Below are 15,949 nucleotides of genomic sequence, written 5' to 3' on the forward strand. Positions count from 1 at the left end.
TGCGAATTAGCCTTGAGCCTCTTCAGGGTTACGTGAAGCGTATGCTTCTCGCAGGCGGGAGAAGACAATTTCCGCGTCGATAGATGGGCCACTGTCGATTCCCTCTTGGACAAGGCGGCGAAGTTCATCAAGCTCAAGAGCTTCAACCTTTCGCTTGATCTTCCATCCCCTGAGTGCTTCACGGATCACCTCACTCGCGCTCGAATACTCCCCGCTATCAACAGCGGCGCGAATCACGGCAATCATCTCGGGTGGCAACGCCACGCTAATTTTTTCAACTGTGGACATAGGAAGCCCCACTTTAGACCTCCCTTAATGGTAGTAATTATTCCCACCAAATGCCAGTGAAAAAGGATTCCTTTTAATTCGTCTAACGGTAACATATTGTCGGAGTAAATCTACCAGCCCTCAAAAGAACTGGGCTTGTGGAATTTCAATCTGCAATCTGCAATCTAAAATCTCCAACCCTCTTCGGGTCTAGCGACCCTCGTGTCAGACAACAATACTGACCCAGGAGGGAATGAAGACCATGACCGTTGCAACCGATCTGCGCGGCGAATTTGACGGGGAGACCGTACCCTTACATTCGCTTGCCTTCTGCCAAATAATTAACCCACCTAATCTGCCATTGGCTCAACTCAAGAAATTGGGCGATAGCTGTCACTGGGGGCTGTTCGTTCCCAATGACCAGGCACAGAAGGTCAACTTCACACCCGACAACTCATTCACTTCCGTTCAAGTTACCTTCGGCGATGAGGGGAATGAGCGTGTCGTTGAGGGTTGGCTTGCCCAGCGCGTCCGCCTAGCCATCATTCACCGCAGTAATGGCATCGACGTGCAGGAGAGAGCGAGTAACGGGTGGCGCACACTTGGTGCTGCCTATCGCGGTGGTACCTTAACTGCACTGGGACTGAAAGCTGAAGCGGACAAGGAGACCTATCGCTTCCGCACCCGCTACCTGCTCCTGCTCCTCAATCAAGACAACCAACCGCTGCACGATGTCCCCTTGAGCTTGGGGCTGGGCAGGGGGCCTGGTGGAAGCATTGGGGAAGAACTCCGTGCCTTCCGTGCTGAGGTCGATCTGGCGTACCGAGAGTATGGCGGCGTATCAGGGGTGCAACTGAGTGATAGTGCGATCGCCCGGACAGCGATCTCCATCGAACTCGGTCTGCACAAGGGGAAAGCACCCTTTGTCTGCCCCAAACGCCGCTCTAAGCCTACCGTCGATTCCTCTGGGATTGCGGGAGAAGTAGCACGGCATGAGCGCATCGTCACCCTGGTGAGCGAACCGCTCCAGTCGTGGCTCATTCCCAAGGAGAGCGAGACGGGTAAGCTGATCCGCTCCCTGTTCGAGCAGTATCAGGGTTTCGGTGCGAGTGCGGTAGGCGAGGAGACCGCACCACCGGCAACCGAGACAGCCTATGAGCCATCGCTTCCTGATGATGATGAGCCAGATCCCACCTTCGACCGCGCTGCGATCACCTTTGCACCCTATACCGACGACTTCTAGGGAGGATATCGCCATGTACGCACTCAAACCCACTGAACCCGAAAAGAATGGAAAAGCACTGCCTAAACTCTGGGAGATCGGTAGTGCCCTGACGGAGCTTGAAGGGATAATCAGCGACATCTTGGATGCTGAAGACCTAACCGAAGCCCAGAAGGATGTTCGCGCTGCCTATGCCCTGAATGAATGGCTGCAAGCGGGAGCGAATTTTGATGAGAAAGCAGCTCATGTAGCTGGCTTTATCCGTCACATCGAAGCCTTAGCAGAAGCCCGTAAAGAGGAGAGCCGCAGGTTGCGAGAGTTAGCAACGCAGGCAGAAAACCGAGCTACCGCACTACGGCGTTACCTGATCAATGAGATGGTACGCACCGGACGCCTCAAAATTGAAGGCGTTTACGCCAAGCTCTCGGTACGGAAGAAGCCACCCAAGCTCATCCTCCACTGCGCCCCAGAAGAGTTGCCCGAACATTTCGTGCGGATTACCTATGAACCTTGCCTCACCGAAATTCGTAAGGTACTCAAGGAATCGGAATTGCCTTGGGCATCGTTTAGCAGCGAGGTGGAGTTTAGTTTGCAGATTCGGTAACGGAATACGGGAGATGTTAACGGCGCGTTAACATCTCCCCCCGTTCTCCTGAGAACGACGAGTATCCGCCGTTGCCCTCTTGAATCCATACCTGACTCCCCATTCGGTCGAGTCTCCGAAGCCAATCCCCATTCGCCTAGCGGCTACCAATGGCACAACGAGTAAAGATGCCATTGATCATGATCAAGGTTATTGTCGCTGGTTCGAGGACGTTCACTGACTATTCGTTACTCGAACAAAAGCTGGACTTCTACCTCCAAGCGTATCTTCTGTCAGGTGATCTTGAAATCGTGAGCGGCAAAGCTCGCGGTGCAGATACCTTGGGAGAACAGTACGCCAAAGAACGTAGCCTGTCCCTTAAGCAATTTCCCGCGAACTGGGAGCGTTTCGGTAGGGCTGCGGGTTATCGCAGGAACGAGATGATGGTTAGCTATGCAACCCACTGCATCTGTTTCTGGGATGGGACATCAAAAGGCACGGCTCACGCGATCTCCCTAGCCAAGAGACAGGGACTGGTACTCAGAGTCGTGCGCTATTAGTGGTTCTCTGATGACCCTCTTACACGAACGTACTTTTGGTGAGAATACCTCCCTGTTAAGAGCGAGCATCCTCACAACAAAATGAAACACAACCCGTACTTAAGGAGATTCCTCTATGCTGTATCTCGAAGCCGGGCGCGGCGACTGGATTGATGAACTCGAATGCAGTCCCATCTTAGTTGGATATGACCCAGTGACAGGCTGGCCGGTCTATGAGGGCGATACCTGTGAGGTGTACTACGACTGTGCCAGTTGTCCGTGGTATCCGCCCCTTGAAGATGTTCCGTTCTGAATTGTAGGTGAGGCGGCACTTCCTGTGTGCTGCCACCCTCGTCATCTCGCCTTCATTGCCACTGTTAACTAGAAAGCCCCCATGAATGCCCTAACGAATTTGCGGGCAGAGATTTTTGAGGAACTGCTTGCCCTCAAAGCGGAGCTTGGTGTGGCTGCGAAAAAGTGGAAGAAACGGTGCCCCTTTACCGAGCGGCTCCATCGTGAATCGGCAACAAAATTGGGGCGCATCATTGCCTATCGGCGAGATGATGCTTCTGTTTGCCGTATCCTTGAAGAGGTCGGCAATGCGCTCGTACTGCACAGCAGCTCTGCCATCTTCCCTGAAGCGAGAAGTGAGTCTCATACTTTCGCCTGCCGCACCTTGAACCTCTTACCGCAGGGAACTTCGGTTCAACTAAAACTATTTGCCAACTGATTTATGTCTAAAACATATCCGCGACGATAACAGTCTTGCTCCTCTTGGATAGTGGTGATGCTAGCGCATCTCTCGTCCACAATTAGATGAGGAACTGCACTATGCAGAATACAATCAGACCCCTCTATTCCCAAGACATCACCCGTTCAGGACAGCAGCATCGATTTCTCTGGCATCAGTATTCCGAACGCTGCGCTGCCATTGCTGCCCTCAATTTCGAGACCGTTTACTATTTCGCTTTTAGCCAAAAGAGCGATGCTCAAGCCTTTGCCCAAAGGATTGCAGGCCGTCACTGCAACGATGTAGCCGTGCGAGCTTCAAAGCGATTCACCCAGGGGCAGTACGACTGGGAGGTAAAGGTCTGGGGGATGCCAGAGGCGGCATTCCTCGCCTTCGTCCGCCGCGATCGCTCTGCCCATCCACCCAAGGTATCTGATATCTCTCCTGTGGACTATATCAACGCGGAGCTGAGTTTGCTTGCCGGGTAGGGCAGGAGAAGCGGTAGTGCAGGAGAAGATTTCAGAATCCCCGTCACGTGCGGGGAGTGTCAAAGATTGTTGACATCCTCACCGACCTAGATTGAGCTTACGAATTAGTTGAGTTTGTTGTCTAATTTTAGGTGAGTTATCGCGAGCCATTCTTAACCTCGCGCCAATCGGCAAGGAAAGGCAACGCACCATAACGCCCGATCAGGTATCCGCGTCCGATCGCTTCGTTCTTCCGTGGACTGAAATCTGATAGAGGATAAAGCGACGATGCCTGATCGGCACTTTTCTCAACAAACCAGACCTGATCGCGCCGGAAGAGATCGTTGTCGAGGAGCGACGTATCGTGGGTGCTGAAGATCAACTGTGCGCCCTTGGCATTCAGTGCTGGATTGTGAAACATCTCTACCAGCCTGCGCACTAACAACGGGTGCATACTGTTATCGAGTTCATCGACTACCAGCGTTGTGCCCCGGTCTAAGATATCGAGAACCGGGCCAGTGAGAAACAGTAAGTTGCGAGTCCCCGCAGACTCATCATTGAGTCCAAACACGGCGGTACCATGCTCGGTAACATGGTGGAAACGCAACTCGTGAACCTCTTGTTCCTCCTCTCGGACTTCGGTCTTGTCCGCCGCTAGATCGAAGTGAACAGCCTGTCCGGGAATTGTTCGAGTAACGACATCGATATCGGCGATGCTAATGTCAGCAGCTTTGAGAAAGTTACAGATCACTTGCCTGCCCTCTGGTCTTCGCAGCATCTCGACAGAATACTGGGGAGCCAAGGGCGTTATGTCGTTGAAGATGACGAGTTTATGCACAAACCAGTCAAATACTGGCCGCAGTTGTTCGCTGTTGAGCTGAACTGCCATCGACAGGAATAGGGAGTTAGCACGGGTTGCTCCTTCCCAAACACTTTTCTGCCCCTTCAGACCGGAGCCAAACTCATATACATCCTTATTAGTATCGGGGTCGTAGTGTCGATTAAACCACTGTTGTGGCTTAAAAGCCCTGTAAACCAACAGATACTCGCTTAGTACCCGCTGTGGTGTAAGGGTAAATCCATATTGGTAACGCACCCCTTCAAGGATAAAGGTGATCTCAAACTCGGTTGGAAGCGTGCTGGAGTCACTATCGAGGCGAAATGGCTGGACATTGAAAGTCTGTCCGGGGTGCATCACAGAGGCAGATTCGATAACCACACCCCTCATATACTGCATGGCCTTGATAAAGTTAGATTTCCCCCCTGCATTTGCTCCGTACATAACCGCGCTGCGTACTAAAAGAGGCGCAGCCTTGATACCCGACGGCATCGTGTTGAGATCCTGAAGTGTCTTGTCCTTGGCCGCAACGAGACTAAAGACTTGCTCGTCCCTGAAGGAGCGGAAGTTCTTTACACGAAAATCGAGCAGCATTTTATTCACCAGGCAGTGACAGAATATAATTAATATTTGCACAAATTATGCAGAAACACAATTTATTTTTATGTATAGCTGTGAATTAATGCCTTCAGTAACAACAAAAACGCGGTCAGGCTTCCCTGCCGCGCCATCACAATCAAAGTTTCTCCTCCTCGGACACAGAGAGCCTCTCCCTACAGCGTCCCCGTCCCCAACTTCTCCATCGCCTCCTTGGAACGCTTTACTACGTCGTAGTACCTACTCTTGCCCCCAGAGGAAGCCTGTTCGCCTTCTTGGACAGCTTCCCTAAACCAGTGGAACGCCATAGCCTCATCCTTGGCTACGCCTAGCCCTTTGGCATACATCACGCCCAAGAGATACTTCGCTTGTGAGGTATCCTCATCGATTGCTTTGGTGTTTCCCTGGTCGACCACTTCTTTGAGATAGGCAAGAGCCTTCCCGTAGTCGGCTGAGACCAGCCGTCCTTCATAGTAGATCTCTGCCAGGGCGATCTTCGCTTCGAGGCTGCCGCTCTCTGCCGCCTTGCCGAACCAATACATGATTCGCTCGCTCGCGCTGGGCTCAAAGGGCTTTCTGTGGTACATCCAGGCGAGGGCAACCTGACTGGGGATATATCCTCTCTCAGCCGCCATCTGATAGTTTTGGATCGCAACAGCTTCATCGCAGAATGGGACATTGCAGTTATCGTGGATAAATCCCAAATAGTGCAGTCCCATCAGGTTTCCCTGCTCGGCAGACTTCTTTATCCATATCCCTGCCGTCTCATTATTTTGCTGGACAACACCATCGTAGCCATAATTGTACAAAAACAGCAGTCCCACATAGACCTGTGCCTCAGCGTCCCCTTCAATCGCCTTCGGCAAGAGGAGCGTATAGGCTTTCTGATAATCTTTCTCCTTATAGGCGTTCACCCCTTCAGCCACGGGATCTTGCGGAACTTCATTGGCTTCTTCGGGTGTGGGTACGTTCGTTTGAGCTACGGGTGTTGGTGTCGCTTCCGGCGTACTTGTCGGTGCTACCTGCTCTACCTGATCTGAAGGGACTGCCGCTTGAGAACTCTCCGGCGGGTTCACTGAACATCCACTGACAGCGATCGCCAACATTCCAGCGACTATCCCTAAGACTCTTCCACTACATACGTTCATCACAACCTCCTGGCTTGTAACCTGTGTAACTGTGCAATAAAAACAAAAAACCCACTTGGGGTGAAAAAGGAGGGAGAAGCCTCCCATCCTCCTATCCGCTCAACCGTCTTGTCCCTCATGATCGAGAGGCAGATCCTCGTATTTCTTGAACGGGTCATCCTCTTCTTCCTCTAGATCCTCTTCAGCATCCCTGCCCTGTTCGATAAGGCGGGGTGCAGAGCTGTTACCGCTTCCAACAAGACGGCGTGGACTCTCCCGCTCCATCAGCCTTGCCAGATCTTGTCGGTAGTCATTGGTTTCGATGAGTGACCTAATTTCGCCGGAAGACATCTGCCCCAAGATGCGGCTGATACTCCGCAACGGATTTCGCAGTTCATCCATCAAGGCGGGCGTTATCATCGCATCAACGAAGTCTTGAGCGACTTGCTTGCCCAGTACCCTTGCTCCGTCAGCAAAACTTGCATCGTCAACAAGCTTTTCATCTTCGGCGGGCACTACCATTGCGGCGGCTCGCTTGGCAGTCGCCCACTCGCCTACCTGAGCAAGGGTTTTTTTATCCTGGATCATTTTGCGGGCTGGCTCGATCCAATCTTGCACCTCTTCGTCAGAGTAGAAGTTCTTGGTGTGGTCAATACCCAAGGCTTTAAGGGTATTGTCCAAGGAGCTTCTGGAGATGCTGTACTTGGACATGAGTTCTTTTTTGCTCAGTCCCATCACTACCTCCTAAACTAAGTGAACAACTCTATTTTCGGACTTCCTCCCCGTTCGTTGTTTTATGGAGTTTCGTTAGCGTTTCGTTAGAAAAGCTGTTGTCTTGATCTGAAAGACAACAGCCCCTTGTGAATATTCAACTGTACGGAACAGTTACTTCATTTGTAGTTTTGCCCCCCAGAATGAGGCAGTTCGTAATGTTAACGCGCCGTTAACATTTTGCGTTTCGTGTTGCCTTTACTTCCGCCTCAAAAGCCCTCGCCATGAGATTCTGGAGAAGCGGGCGGATGTTCGCTCGGTAGGCATTGACGATCGCTTCCTCCCATCCTCCTGCATTTTCAGGTTTGAATTTCTCCACAACGCGGCGGTGCTGCATGAGGAAGAGATTGGGGTCGAGCAGTTGCTCGGCAAAACTGCGAGGAAACTGCCGTATCCGCCGTCTGGCAGTGAGCCGGGGATTGAGCAGGTTGATGGTTGGGGCAGAGACAGTACCCTTATAGGGCAGAGCCTCTCGATACTGTGGCGAACTACCCGGCAGGAAATAGGCGGTTACGCCCGCCTGGGGGCTGGCAAAGGGCAAGCCGTGCATGATCTCGAAGTTGGTCACCAAGGGACGAGACAACCATTGATGTTGGTGTCCATACTCGCCTAGGTTGGGCGTGCGCACCCAATCCCCCCTCACGCCAAAGAGACTCGCTGCCCAATTCGCCGTGTAGGGGTCTTGGGTTCTGAGGATGGTCTTCCAGGTGAAGCATTCAAGAATGTCGGCTAACACCCCCTCTCCGTAGTCCTCCTTCATGCGTCCGATACCTTGTGTCGCTGCCTCAACTTTCCCTCCTTTGCTCGCAGTAAAGGTGACAAGCTGCGCCAGATTGGGAATCTTCCCCAAGAAAGAGAGTTCATCGAGGAAGAAATAGGTTTCGCTCACGACACTATCTGGTTGATTGGCGAGCATCGCCGTCAGCCGCGACATCATGGCATGGAACGGCGGAATTACAGTCTCTAACGCCTCTTGGTCAGGAACCACGACGAGGGCTTGAGAGCGCTCGAGGAAGTCGTGCAAGGTAAAGCGCCGAGAGGCTCGCTGGGAGTTAGCGGCGGCGGGAATGAGTTTGGCTACGTTTGCGTACAGGGTCATCTGCAAGCTCGAAGCCAGTTTGAGATCCCCGCTATCGAGGATGGCTTGTAGCTGGTGGGCAAGGAAAGAGTTCCCCGGACAGGCTTTCAACAGTGGGATTAGCTCCTCCATCGGAAAGAGAGTCATGATGATGGCATCGCCGAGCGTCCACGCACCGGGATAGCGCGACTGAAGTGCGATGAGAGAACCAGCCAAGATAGCTCTGGCTGCATCCGTCCAGAACGGATTAGTCTCCCGCCCTTGAGGGATGAGGGTGCAGGCAAGTTGGTAGAGGCTGTTCGGACTCCGGTGGTCTTTGGCGATGTCCCAATCCCAAGAGTCCCGGTCGGTGGGATTATAGACGATATAGGGCACTCCCCTCGCCTCAAAGATGTCGATGACATCTCCCTTGGTATCGACGCAGAAGATGCGCCGGTCATTGCCTTGGTGGAGGGTTTTAATAACACTATCGATCCTGATGTTCAGGAGGTTAGATTTCCCGGAGCGGCTCGTACCGATCTCCAGCGCGTGGCCGATCTGCTCTGCCATCGGCAGGACGTGTCCGCCCCAATAGGTAGAGCCAAGGGGGATGAGAGTACGGCGGTCAAAGGAGTGGTGGGGGATGAGCGGTTGTTCCTTGTATTCCTGCCTCCCCGGCTGTCCTCTCCAAAGCCAGTCGCTGTTTTCTTCGGTGATGGTACGGTTTCTCATGGTTCTTATGGGGTAGAAGTTCTGGAATGAAAGAACGTCCCCAAGGAGGGCTGCTGGGTGCAGCATGGGGACGCGATGGATAGATTTTGAGGAAGGGTTACTCCTCACCTGCTTCCCCTCGCAGTTGCACGAGGGCAATATTGCGCTGGGCGCACTTGATGTCCCGCTTTAGGTGAACGTCACGACAGATGAAGCTGGCAATCTGCTGAACAAATGCCGTATTAAAGCCGGGACTGGCAAGGAACTGATAGATGACGATCGCCACCAACATGACGGTGGTAAGCTGGAATGAGAACTGAAACGTGACCTTGAATGTGGTTCTAAGCACGTAACTCAATGTCCCCGAGATGACCAAGAGACTAACCGTTCCCAGAATCAGATGGACGAGGGTATAGAGGCTACTCCAGAGGGGGATCTCCTCTAACTCCCACGGCATCCACTTGCGAGCTTTAGGGTACATCCCGTAGGCGTAGAGCCACTCCTGTCGGAGTTCGAGAAGATTCTCCCAGTACTGGCAAAAATAGCTGCCGTACACCAGTCCGCAGTAACCACCCCAGACGTAGAGAACAGTGTCAAGATACGATGCCTTCATGTCCGAGACGCTCCAGACAAAGGAGGCGGCGTTAAAATTCCCCCGAAAAAGGAGGGGAAGGGATAAGCCCAGCTTGAGGATGAACGGCCAGAAGAACATCCCCACCAGCAATGCTCCTGCTAAGAGCAAATAGCTGACCAGAACAGTTATGCCTCTCATCCGATAACGAGTCGGTAGTTCGCTCAAAAAACCATAGGCAGCTTCTACTACCCAAAAAAACAGGTTCACCTAACCTCCTTCACCCTTGCGGTGCTGTATGTACATCTCCTTTGTAAAACTCAATGACCGAACAGACTAGGACAGAGCTTCGTTAGCGTTTCGGTGGGAAACTACAGGTCAATGTCAATATTCCGTTCACGGTTCTTGTGTTGCTGCCCTGGAGAGCGGGAGGGGCTACCTTTGGGCTGCTTGCTCTGGCTTGTAGTCCCCTCCCCTTTAGCGAAGCACATATCGATAATCTCCCTTGTGGTAGAACGCTTCCTTTCGGTGTCGGTAGGCTTATCGCGGTTTAGGTAACCGTCAAGGAAAGTTACATTATCGGCGATCTGTCGGTCAGTTCTGCTGTTTTCCTTGGCGCTAAAATTACCGTTTCGGATGTCCTCGAGAGTGGAGCGGTCGATCTCACCTGCCTTGTAGAGAGCTTCAGCCCGTTGTAGCCGCTCAACTTTCTTGGCCATCGCTTTCTTCTGATCCTCTTGCTGGAGGATGACAAGGTAGTATCGCCGTTGAGCAGCACTAATCTGGTGGGTAGCGTAGAGCATCTCAATGGCCACCTTAGTTTTGGGTGGCTTGCGCGTCAGTGCCTTGTAGGTCTTCAGGTCGATCTTGCCCATGATGTAAAGAAGTGGGGCTTGCCGCTTGAGCTTCTCAAGTTGCCTGCGCCTCCTATCTGTCACATACGCTTGATAGTTCGCTCGCAGACGCTTCGTGACATCGATCGCCTTGCCCAGCATCGTGCGCTCACGCTCGTCGAGGGAGGAGAGATCGGGACGGGTGTGCTTGGCTTGGGTCATCCAATAATCTCGTACCGATTGGATGCCCTGACTGTTGAGAACCCGTTGCGTTTTCCCCTCTCTCTCAATGGTCTTGGTGAAGTTCTCTTGGTAAACGCGGGCGAATTCATAGAGATGATCGGTCGCAAATCGCCCCTGTGAGTTGCGAAAGGACTCATGCAAGATGCGACCTTCGGTAATTGCAGCATCGCTCCGATGCAGTTCGGCACTGACCCGATCTACAAGCTGGTGCCAGTGGTGTGCTTTGACCTCTGGCGAACTTTTTCTCGGTATTTGGTCGGGATTGAAATTAAATTCCTTGGCGATACTCTGCCAGTAATCGAAACGCTCCGAGAGAGTAATGTCTCGTTTCTTCTCCCGCGTCTCAATGACGATGCGCTGCTTGTCCTTGGGTTTTGGCTCTAAACCGTGGTCGTGAAACTCTTCCTTGATGGTCTGCTCGATCAGTCGCGCCCGTTTGGACATCTCGATTTGGAGTTCAATGGGGACTCCCCCGATGTGAAATGTCTGCCCGCGTTCAGCGGAAACAGTCTGAAGTTTCAGGCGCTCTTCTAATTGATGCCGCAACTCGTTAGCGTGGATGCTGGCGAGAGTTTGCTGTAGCTCTTTGGTCTTGCCCTTTTGGAAGAACTGGTTGCCGTCGATGGCTCCCCAGGTGCCGTCTTGTTTCTGTCCCGAGTTGACCAGCACGATATGGGTGTGCAGTTGCGGATCGAGGGCGCGACTTGTCGTATGGGTAAAGGTGGCAAAGACTGGGGCTACTTTTTCCGTGGTTTTACCACCGCGCCCACTGCGGGTTTGGCAGAGGTGTTCAGCGGTGTAGTCCATCACCTTTTGATTGGCTGCCCGTAGGGACTCCTCAATCTCTCGCCGCTCGTCGGGCTTGCAGGTGGCATAGTAAATCGATAGGGACTTGGGAACGGATACGGTCAAGTCATAGGCGAGGACGGGGTGGACAGTTCTCTCCTCATGTTTCTCCGTAGCTCTGTATGTTCGTGTCTTAAGATCTACGCGCCGGAGTTGCTCGTCATTGGTGGGGTGAAAGCCGTGACTGACACGCTGGTAGGCTTCATCTTGGTACCCAATCGCCCTCCCCTCGATGCCAAGGGCTTGAGCACCCTTACCGTACCAACGTCCGCTGGCCTCGCCTTTCTCGCTGTAGTAGTCATCCTTGGCTACCGCCTGGGTATAGTAGGTGTAGCGTCCTGGGGTAACTTTGTGCATGGTGACAATGGTCATTGTATCTCCTGTGACTGATTAATTGAGAATAGGAATGAAAATGGCTTGCGAGTGAAAACTCACAAGCCGCGTGCCTAGAGATTGGAGTGTGGGACGTTGCACCCCTATCTCTCTTATCGTTGCCTACTAGGTCTTACTCGCCCAATAATGCTGTAGGCTGTGTCGAGCCACCTGTCGCGCACCTCATCAGGGCCTATTAGCGATTTCAACTGCTCCCAGACGGTGAGGTATCGCATATCGACCTGATTGGAAATGTTTTGGTACAGCCTGGGAAATGCGGCAAATACCACGTCAGCACCGGGCATGATGGGGTCGATGTTTAGCTCCAGTAAATCGCGCTCAATGGCGGTGGGATGACTGATAGTGGTCGGCGTAGTTGGCACTGCCCGCTGGAACTCAAAGAAGGCAGCGGCTATCTCGTCTCTGGTAGTTCTGTTCCCGACAACCTGCACGATCCGAGCTAGAATCTTGCGGTCTTGTGGATCGACTGGAAGCCAGCCACCTCGGTCGTAGGGACTCGGGTGGTAGTAGGGCATGATGTAGGTGAGATAGTAGTCCGCAAACTGGTACATATCAGCGTAGCTATAGCCGTAGCTGATGAGTGTTGCGGAGGAGCTGATGGATATGGGCGAGTCTGGATGACTTGGGGTTAGAGCAACCGTCGCGTTAGCTCCAAGGGGAGCCAGTGACAAGAGGCTCAAGCTCATAGCAGCGATTCGAGAAAACGTGGACACTGTGGAAAAACCTCCAACGAAAGAACAGCAACGAATAGTTGGGTGAACGTCTTTGAGGAAGCAGAGAATCTGCGACGACAAAACGATTGGCGTTTCGTCTCTCCCCGTTCAGAATTAGCGGAACATCTCTACGGTAAAGTCGATCGGAGATGGACATAGGGAGCAGTATTTCGTTGCGATTTCGTTGGGGCTGTAGGGGTCACCCCTGTTGGGGAAGTGAGGTTTCGTGAAGAAATAGGGGCAAAAAAAAGAGACAGGCTTTTGGATCCTGTCTCCATCTTCTGAGCAACGGTACGCGCCTATAAAACGGGAAAGGTTACGCAGACTTATTTTGTGAGCGATCCCAGATAGGGATAGTGATTTTCAAACCAGTAACGAGTCAGATCCAAGTCAAAGCTTCGCTCATCAAGCTCTCTATGCTCCGAGTATTCCTCCGAATCTATGGAGGGCTGATAGTAGAATATGGGTGTTTCATCGCATCTGTCCTTAAATGAGAAGGTGTCGATTACTTTCTTGCTACAGCCTCGACGCTGGTTCATGCTTTTGAAGTTTCGGATATCAAAGGCTCTGTCAGAATAACTTTGAATGTAGTTCTTCTGCGACAGCCGCTCGGCTACTGTCTCCGTGTAATAGTACCTATCCCAACCGAGATCTGAGAGAAAGAGATAGCGATTAAAGCAGTTTTCTTTCTTCATTTCAGTGAGCTTTCCCTCCCAAAGGGCGGTGACAAGTTTCATCGTCGTATCGTTTGAGATTCGCTCACCGATTACTGGGGGAAAGAATCCGAGATTTTTCCAGAGATCGAACCGAGATTGAATACGGGAGTAGGGGAAGTTTTTAAGTTCCACCCTTCTCGGATCGTGCCGGACAAAAATGAATTTATCTGGATCGGCATCAGTGAGTGCCACAAGGCCCCAGACGATATTCTTCCTGAGCGTTTCGCTGTCACTTCCCAGTAAATCTGCGAGGGAATAGCGCGTAGCCGTTCCCCAAGGAAAGGCCAGCGGCCAATGCTCCCCAAACCTAAGATTCTTCGCATCAAAGGTCTTAGTGAGCGGCTTTGAGCTTTCCCTCGGAATTACCTCGCTCAGGCAACTCTCCCACTCAGTAAGGCGGATGACCTCTGATTCGACCTCACGGCAGATCAAATCAATAATCGTGAGAAGTGAGCGGCGTGAAAGCACCACTGGGAAGAAATAGGGGGAGATTAGCCAACGGACCGCCATTTGTAATTCAGTTGTCGGCGGAACCTTCCTCCTTTGTTTAGAGGTGATTCTGCGGATATCCGCGTAGACCAGAGCAAAAAAGTCAGAAAATCGTCTTCGGCTGTCTTTGTCAGGATCAAGGCAAGGCAGGTAGTGCTTTACTAGAGCTTCGCCTATCTTACGGCGCAGATACCGGGAGACAAAGTTGGGTTCGTCCATCTCAACGGCAGGAGGCTGCTTAGGAAAAGACGAAAGGGTGGCGGCACCCTGTTGTGTTTCAACCTGGCAGAATTTTTGATCGCGCATAAGAATGTTTTGAATGAACGAGAAGGTTTGTTGATTAAGGCTTTTGTACACATGGTCCGTATGATTCCTCGTAAGAGTCGTTATCTTTACAATTGGGCCTTCCGCAGAGCTAGTGGACCCTCTCTGGGGAATTGCCTATGGCCCGCCAAAACACACACATGGAGGCTTGCCTTCACCTCTCATGGCCAGTTTCCCGTCTTTTGCCTCGCCGTTGAGGCCGCATAACCTCAAAAGAGGTGGACATTCTGTCCCACTAGGCAGTCTTTTTCGAGGATACAAAAGGAGCGCTGAATTGAATTCGCGCCTCTTCCGTATTCAATTATTGTAGCCACAACTCCCATGCAGGTGGGCAACTCACGTTGCCAAAATGTTCGTGGTTCACGAGCAGCCGCGAACTCAAGCGAACGTTTCCTCGAGGCTGACGAACGCCGACGAGCGGCAACGCGCCGCCCTGCTCGCCGCCGCGAGCCGCCACCCGCACGGGTGCATTGGTCTGAGCCAAAATCTGGGGGGAAGAGGCTTTGAGGCTCTCTGTTGTGATTGTCCCCTGTTCGTCTTTGTTAACAAACCGTAATATTTTGACGAGCAGATCTGTGCGCCATCGTGTTCGTGAGGGATACATCATATAAGATGTAAACACATCCTTTATGATGTACGGTGATGGACTGGAAAGTATGATGTACGGTGATGGACTGGAAGGAAGCGGTATTTACTCTCGTAAAAGATCGGGAGATGACGGGGGAGATGTTTCGGGTGCTGTTGGTGCTGTTAGCTGATGGAAATGGTACAGCAGTGGTTTTTCTCTCTCAGCGAGAAATAGGCGAGATCTGCGGTATGAGACAGCAAAACGTAAGCCGATCCCTCTCCAAATTGATTGAAAAGGGGATCGTCAGGAAAGAGTTAGAAGGGGGCCGGATCGGGTATCGGATAGTCGAATATTTCGGGTTCGCGTCCGACTAGCGATCGCTACTGTAGTTCCCCTCTTATAAAAAGAGGGGGGGAACCTCAACACTTCTGGAGGATTACTTCAGTTGCGCCATACGCTCCGCAAGTCTCCACAAGGCTCTGTTAAGACGCAGATCGGCATCAATGCCAGTGATTTTGCGGGAACGAACCCGGTTTCCATTCTTCCGTCTTTGGTTAATCCCTCCCTGAATGACGGCCTCTTGTACCACATTGAATGTGTTCCATAACGTTGGGGTGGATTGCTCTGAGTGCCGCACCTGCAACAATTCATCAGGCTGTACGGCGTACTTTTCGCCGTCGAATCGTAGTTCGATTGCTGCTTCTGCAAAGGCTCTTTGTTCATTCCGTGTCAGAAGCATTGCTCGGAAAGAGTCGATCTGAGCTAGAACTGAGGGCATTTCAGCACCAAGGGTTTTTATTTTCTCTTCGACAACAGCATCATTGAATCCTTGGTGTCGAATTGAGAAGGAATTTGCTTCATCGTGGTTTCCTCGATCTACTACTAACCCGTTGAGGCAGACTTTTTCAAGTAACCCAATCCGTAGGTTAAATGCTGCCGTTCCCGCATGAGCGTTGGTAACAATAATCTGCGGAATCGACCCCTGTACTCCAATACTCTGGTTTAGATCGCTGTTCATCAGACGAACGATATGCTTTTGAAACCCCTTCAATTCGAGTTTTCTAGTGTTAGTCTCCGATATCCGCGTTGGCATCCAGCCATGATCCGCTAGAATATCCAAGACTCTGGTCGTCGGTATGAAGGTATAGCGGGAAGATACTGTTGGGGCGGGTGCTTGCGCTACCACACTATCAAAACGATTGACATCGACGGCTTTCAAGTCTTGAAGGAAAAATGAATTACGCATGGGATAATCCTTAAAAAGCCGACCACTAGGTCGGGTACTTCTTACATAACTAAGCGGGTTTTGAAGCGTTCCGCTTTCCTTTTGTTGTGATAAAAGTA

The 15,949-nt window shown here is 51.9% G+C and carries 18 protein-coding genes; 8 read left to right on the forward strand and 10 right to left on the reverse strand.

The genetic code is table 11. The features are described 5' to 3' along the window. Nucleotides 1–6 precede the first annotated feature (6 nt). Complete coding sequence (locus tag IM475_RS17495) at nt 7–288, reverse strand: type II toxin-antitoxin system ParD family antitoxin (RefSeq protein ID WP_287728524.1); 282 nt, start codon at nt 286–288, stop codon at nt 7–9. Nucleotides 289–529: 241 nt separating this feature from the next. On the opposite strand from IM475_RS17495, the gene IM475_RS17500 reads away from it, so the two are divergent. From IM475_RS17500 to IM475_RS17525, 6 genes are all read left to right on the forward strand, one after another. Beyond that, complete coding sequence (locus IM475_RS17500) at nt 530–1,510, forward strand: DUF5895 domain-containing protein (RefSeq protein WP_287728526.1); 981 nt, start codon at nt 530–532, stop codon at nt 1,508–1,510. Nucleotides 1,511–1,523: 13 nt separating this feature from the next. Further along, nucleotides 1,524–2,093 carry a siphovirus Gp157 family protein gene (locus IM475_RS17505; protein WP_287728528.1) on the forward strand — a complete coding sequence of 190 codons (570 nt, stop codon included), beginning with the start codon at nt 1,524–1,526 and terminating at the stop codon, nt 2,091–2,093. 149 nt (nt 2,094–2,242) lie between these two features. Further along, nucleotides 2,243–2,632, forward strand: coding sequence for a DUF2493 domain-containing protein (locus tag IM475_RS17510; protein ID WP_287728530.1), 390 nt, complete (start codon nt 2,243–2,245; stop codon nt 2,630–2,632). A gap of 115 nt (nt 2,633–2,747) precedes the next feature. Next, nucleotides 2,748–2,924: a hypothetical protein gene (locus IM475_RS17515; RefSeq protein ID WP_287728532.1), complete on the forward strand. Its 177-nt coding sequence runs from the start codon at nt 2,748–2,750 to the stop codon at nt 2,922–2,924. A gap of 81 nt (nt 2,925–3,005) precedes the next feature. Beyond that, nucleotides 3,006–3,341, forward strand: coding sequence for a hypothetical protein (locus tag IM475_RS17520; RefSeq protein ID WP_287728533.1), 336 nt, complete (start codon nt 3,006–3,008; stop codon nt 3,339–3,341). Between the two features lie 101 nt (nt 3,342–3,442). Next, on the forward strand, nt 3,443–3,829 hold the full coding sequence (locus tag IM475_RS17525) for a hypothetical protein (protein ID WP_287728535.1): 387 nt from the start codon (nt 3,443–3,445) through the stop codon (nt 3,827–3,829). A gap of 136 nt (nt 3,830–3,965) precedes the next feature. Here IM475_RS17525 and IM475_RS17530 read toward each other — a convergent pair whose 3' ends face one another. The 8 genes from IM475_RS17530 to IM475_RS17565 all read right to left on the reverse strand — a co-directional run bounded on the left by IM475_RS17530 (nt 3,966) and on the right by IM475_RS17565 (nt 14,019). Further along, the gene (locus IM475_RS17530) at nt 3,966–5,240 is read right to left on the reverse strand and encodes an AAA family ATPase (protein ID WP_287728537.1); all 1,275 of its coding nucleotides are present in this window, start codon (nt 5,238–5,240) and stop codon (nt 3,966–3,968) included. Between the two features lie 179 nt (nt 5,241–5,419). Further along, a complete protein-coding gene (locus IM475_RS17535; protein WP_287728538.1) occupies nt 5,420–6,349 on the reverse strand; it encodes a tetratricopeptide repeat protein in 930 nt (309 codons plus the stop codon). 141 nt (nt 6,350–6,490) lie between these two features. Continuing rightward, nucleotides 6,491–7,105, reverse strand: a complete 615-nt coding sequence (locus IM475_RS17540) for a hypothetical protein (protein WP_287728539.1) — start codon at nt 7,103–7,105, stop codon at nt 6,491–6,493. A 208-nt stretch (nt 7,106–7,313) separates the two neighbouring features. Further along, nucleotides 7,314–8,930, reverse strand: a complete 1,617-nt coding sequence (locus IM475_RS17545; protein WP_287728540.1) for a type IV secretory system conjugative DNA transfer family protein — start codon at nt 8,928–8,930, stop codon at nt 7,314–7,316. Between the two features lie 97 nt (nt 8,931–9,027). After that, nucleotides 9,028–9,750: a hypothetical protein gene (locus IM475_RS17550; RefSeq protein WP_287728541.1), complete on the reverse strand. Its 723-nt coding sequence runs from the start codon at nt 9,748–9,750 to the stop codon at nt 9,028–9,030. Nucleotides 9,751–9,851: 101 nt separating this feature from the next. Then, entirely contained in the window at nt 9,852–11,774 is a 1,923-nt protein-coding gene (gene mobF / locus IM475_RS17555) for a MobF family relaxase (protein ID WP_287728543.1), read from the reverse strand. A gap of 113 nt (nt 11,775–11,887) precedes the next feature. Further along, nucleotides 11,888–12,481: a hypothetical protein gene (locus tag IM475_RS17560; protein ID WP_287728544.1), complete on the reverse strand. Its 594-nt coding sequence runs from the start codon at nt 12,479–12,481 to the stop codon at nt 11,888–11,890. A 353-nt stretch (nt 12,482–12,834) separates the two neighbouring features. Beyond that, nucleotides 12,835–14,019, reverse strand: a complete 1,185-nt coding sequence (locus tag IM475_RS17565) for a hypothetical protein (protein WP_287728546.1) — start codon at nt 14,017–14,019, stop codon at nt 12,835–12,837. Nucleotides 14,020–14,666: 647 nt separating this feature from the next. On the opposite strand from IM475_RS17565, the gene IM475_RS17570 reads away from it, so the two are divergent. Further along, nucleotides 14,667–14,795, forward strand: coding sequence for a hypothetical protein (locus IM475_RS17570; protein WP_287728547.1), 129 nt, complete (start codon nt 14,667–14,669; stop codon nt 14,793–14,795). Beyond that, nucleotides 14,764–14,979, forward strand: coding sequence for a winged helix-turn-helix domain-containing protein (locus IM475_RS23025; RefSeq protein ID WP_353737458.1), 216 nt, complete (start codon nt 14,764–14,766; stop codon nt 14,977–14,979). The genes IM475_RS17570 and IM475_RS23025 overlap by 32 nt, the downstream gene beginning before the upstream one ends. Nucleotides 14,980–15,041: 62 nt before the next feature. Here IM475_RS23025 and IM475_RS17575 read toward each other — a convergent pair whose 3' ends face one another. Beyond that, nucleotides 15,042–15,851 carry a DUF932 domain-containing protein gene (locus tag IM475_RS17575; RefSeq protein WP_287728548.1) on the reverse strand — a complete coding sequence of 270 codons (810 nt, stop codon included), beginning with the start codon at nt 15,849–15,851 and terminating at the stop codon, nt 15,042–15,044. Nucleotides 15,852–15,949: the final 98 nt, after the last annotated feature.

It is taken from the genome of Microcystis sp. M061S2 (assembly GCF_020245605.1).
Lineage (GTDB): Bacteria > Cyanobacteriota > Cyanobacteriia > Cyanobacteriales > Microcystaceae > Microcystis.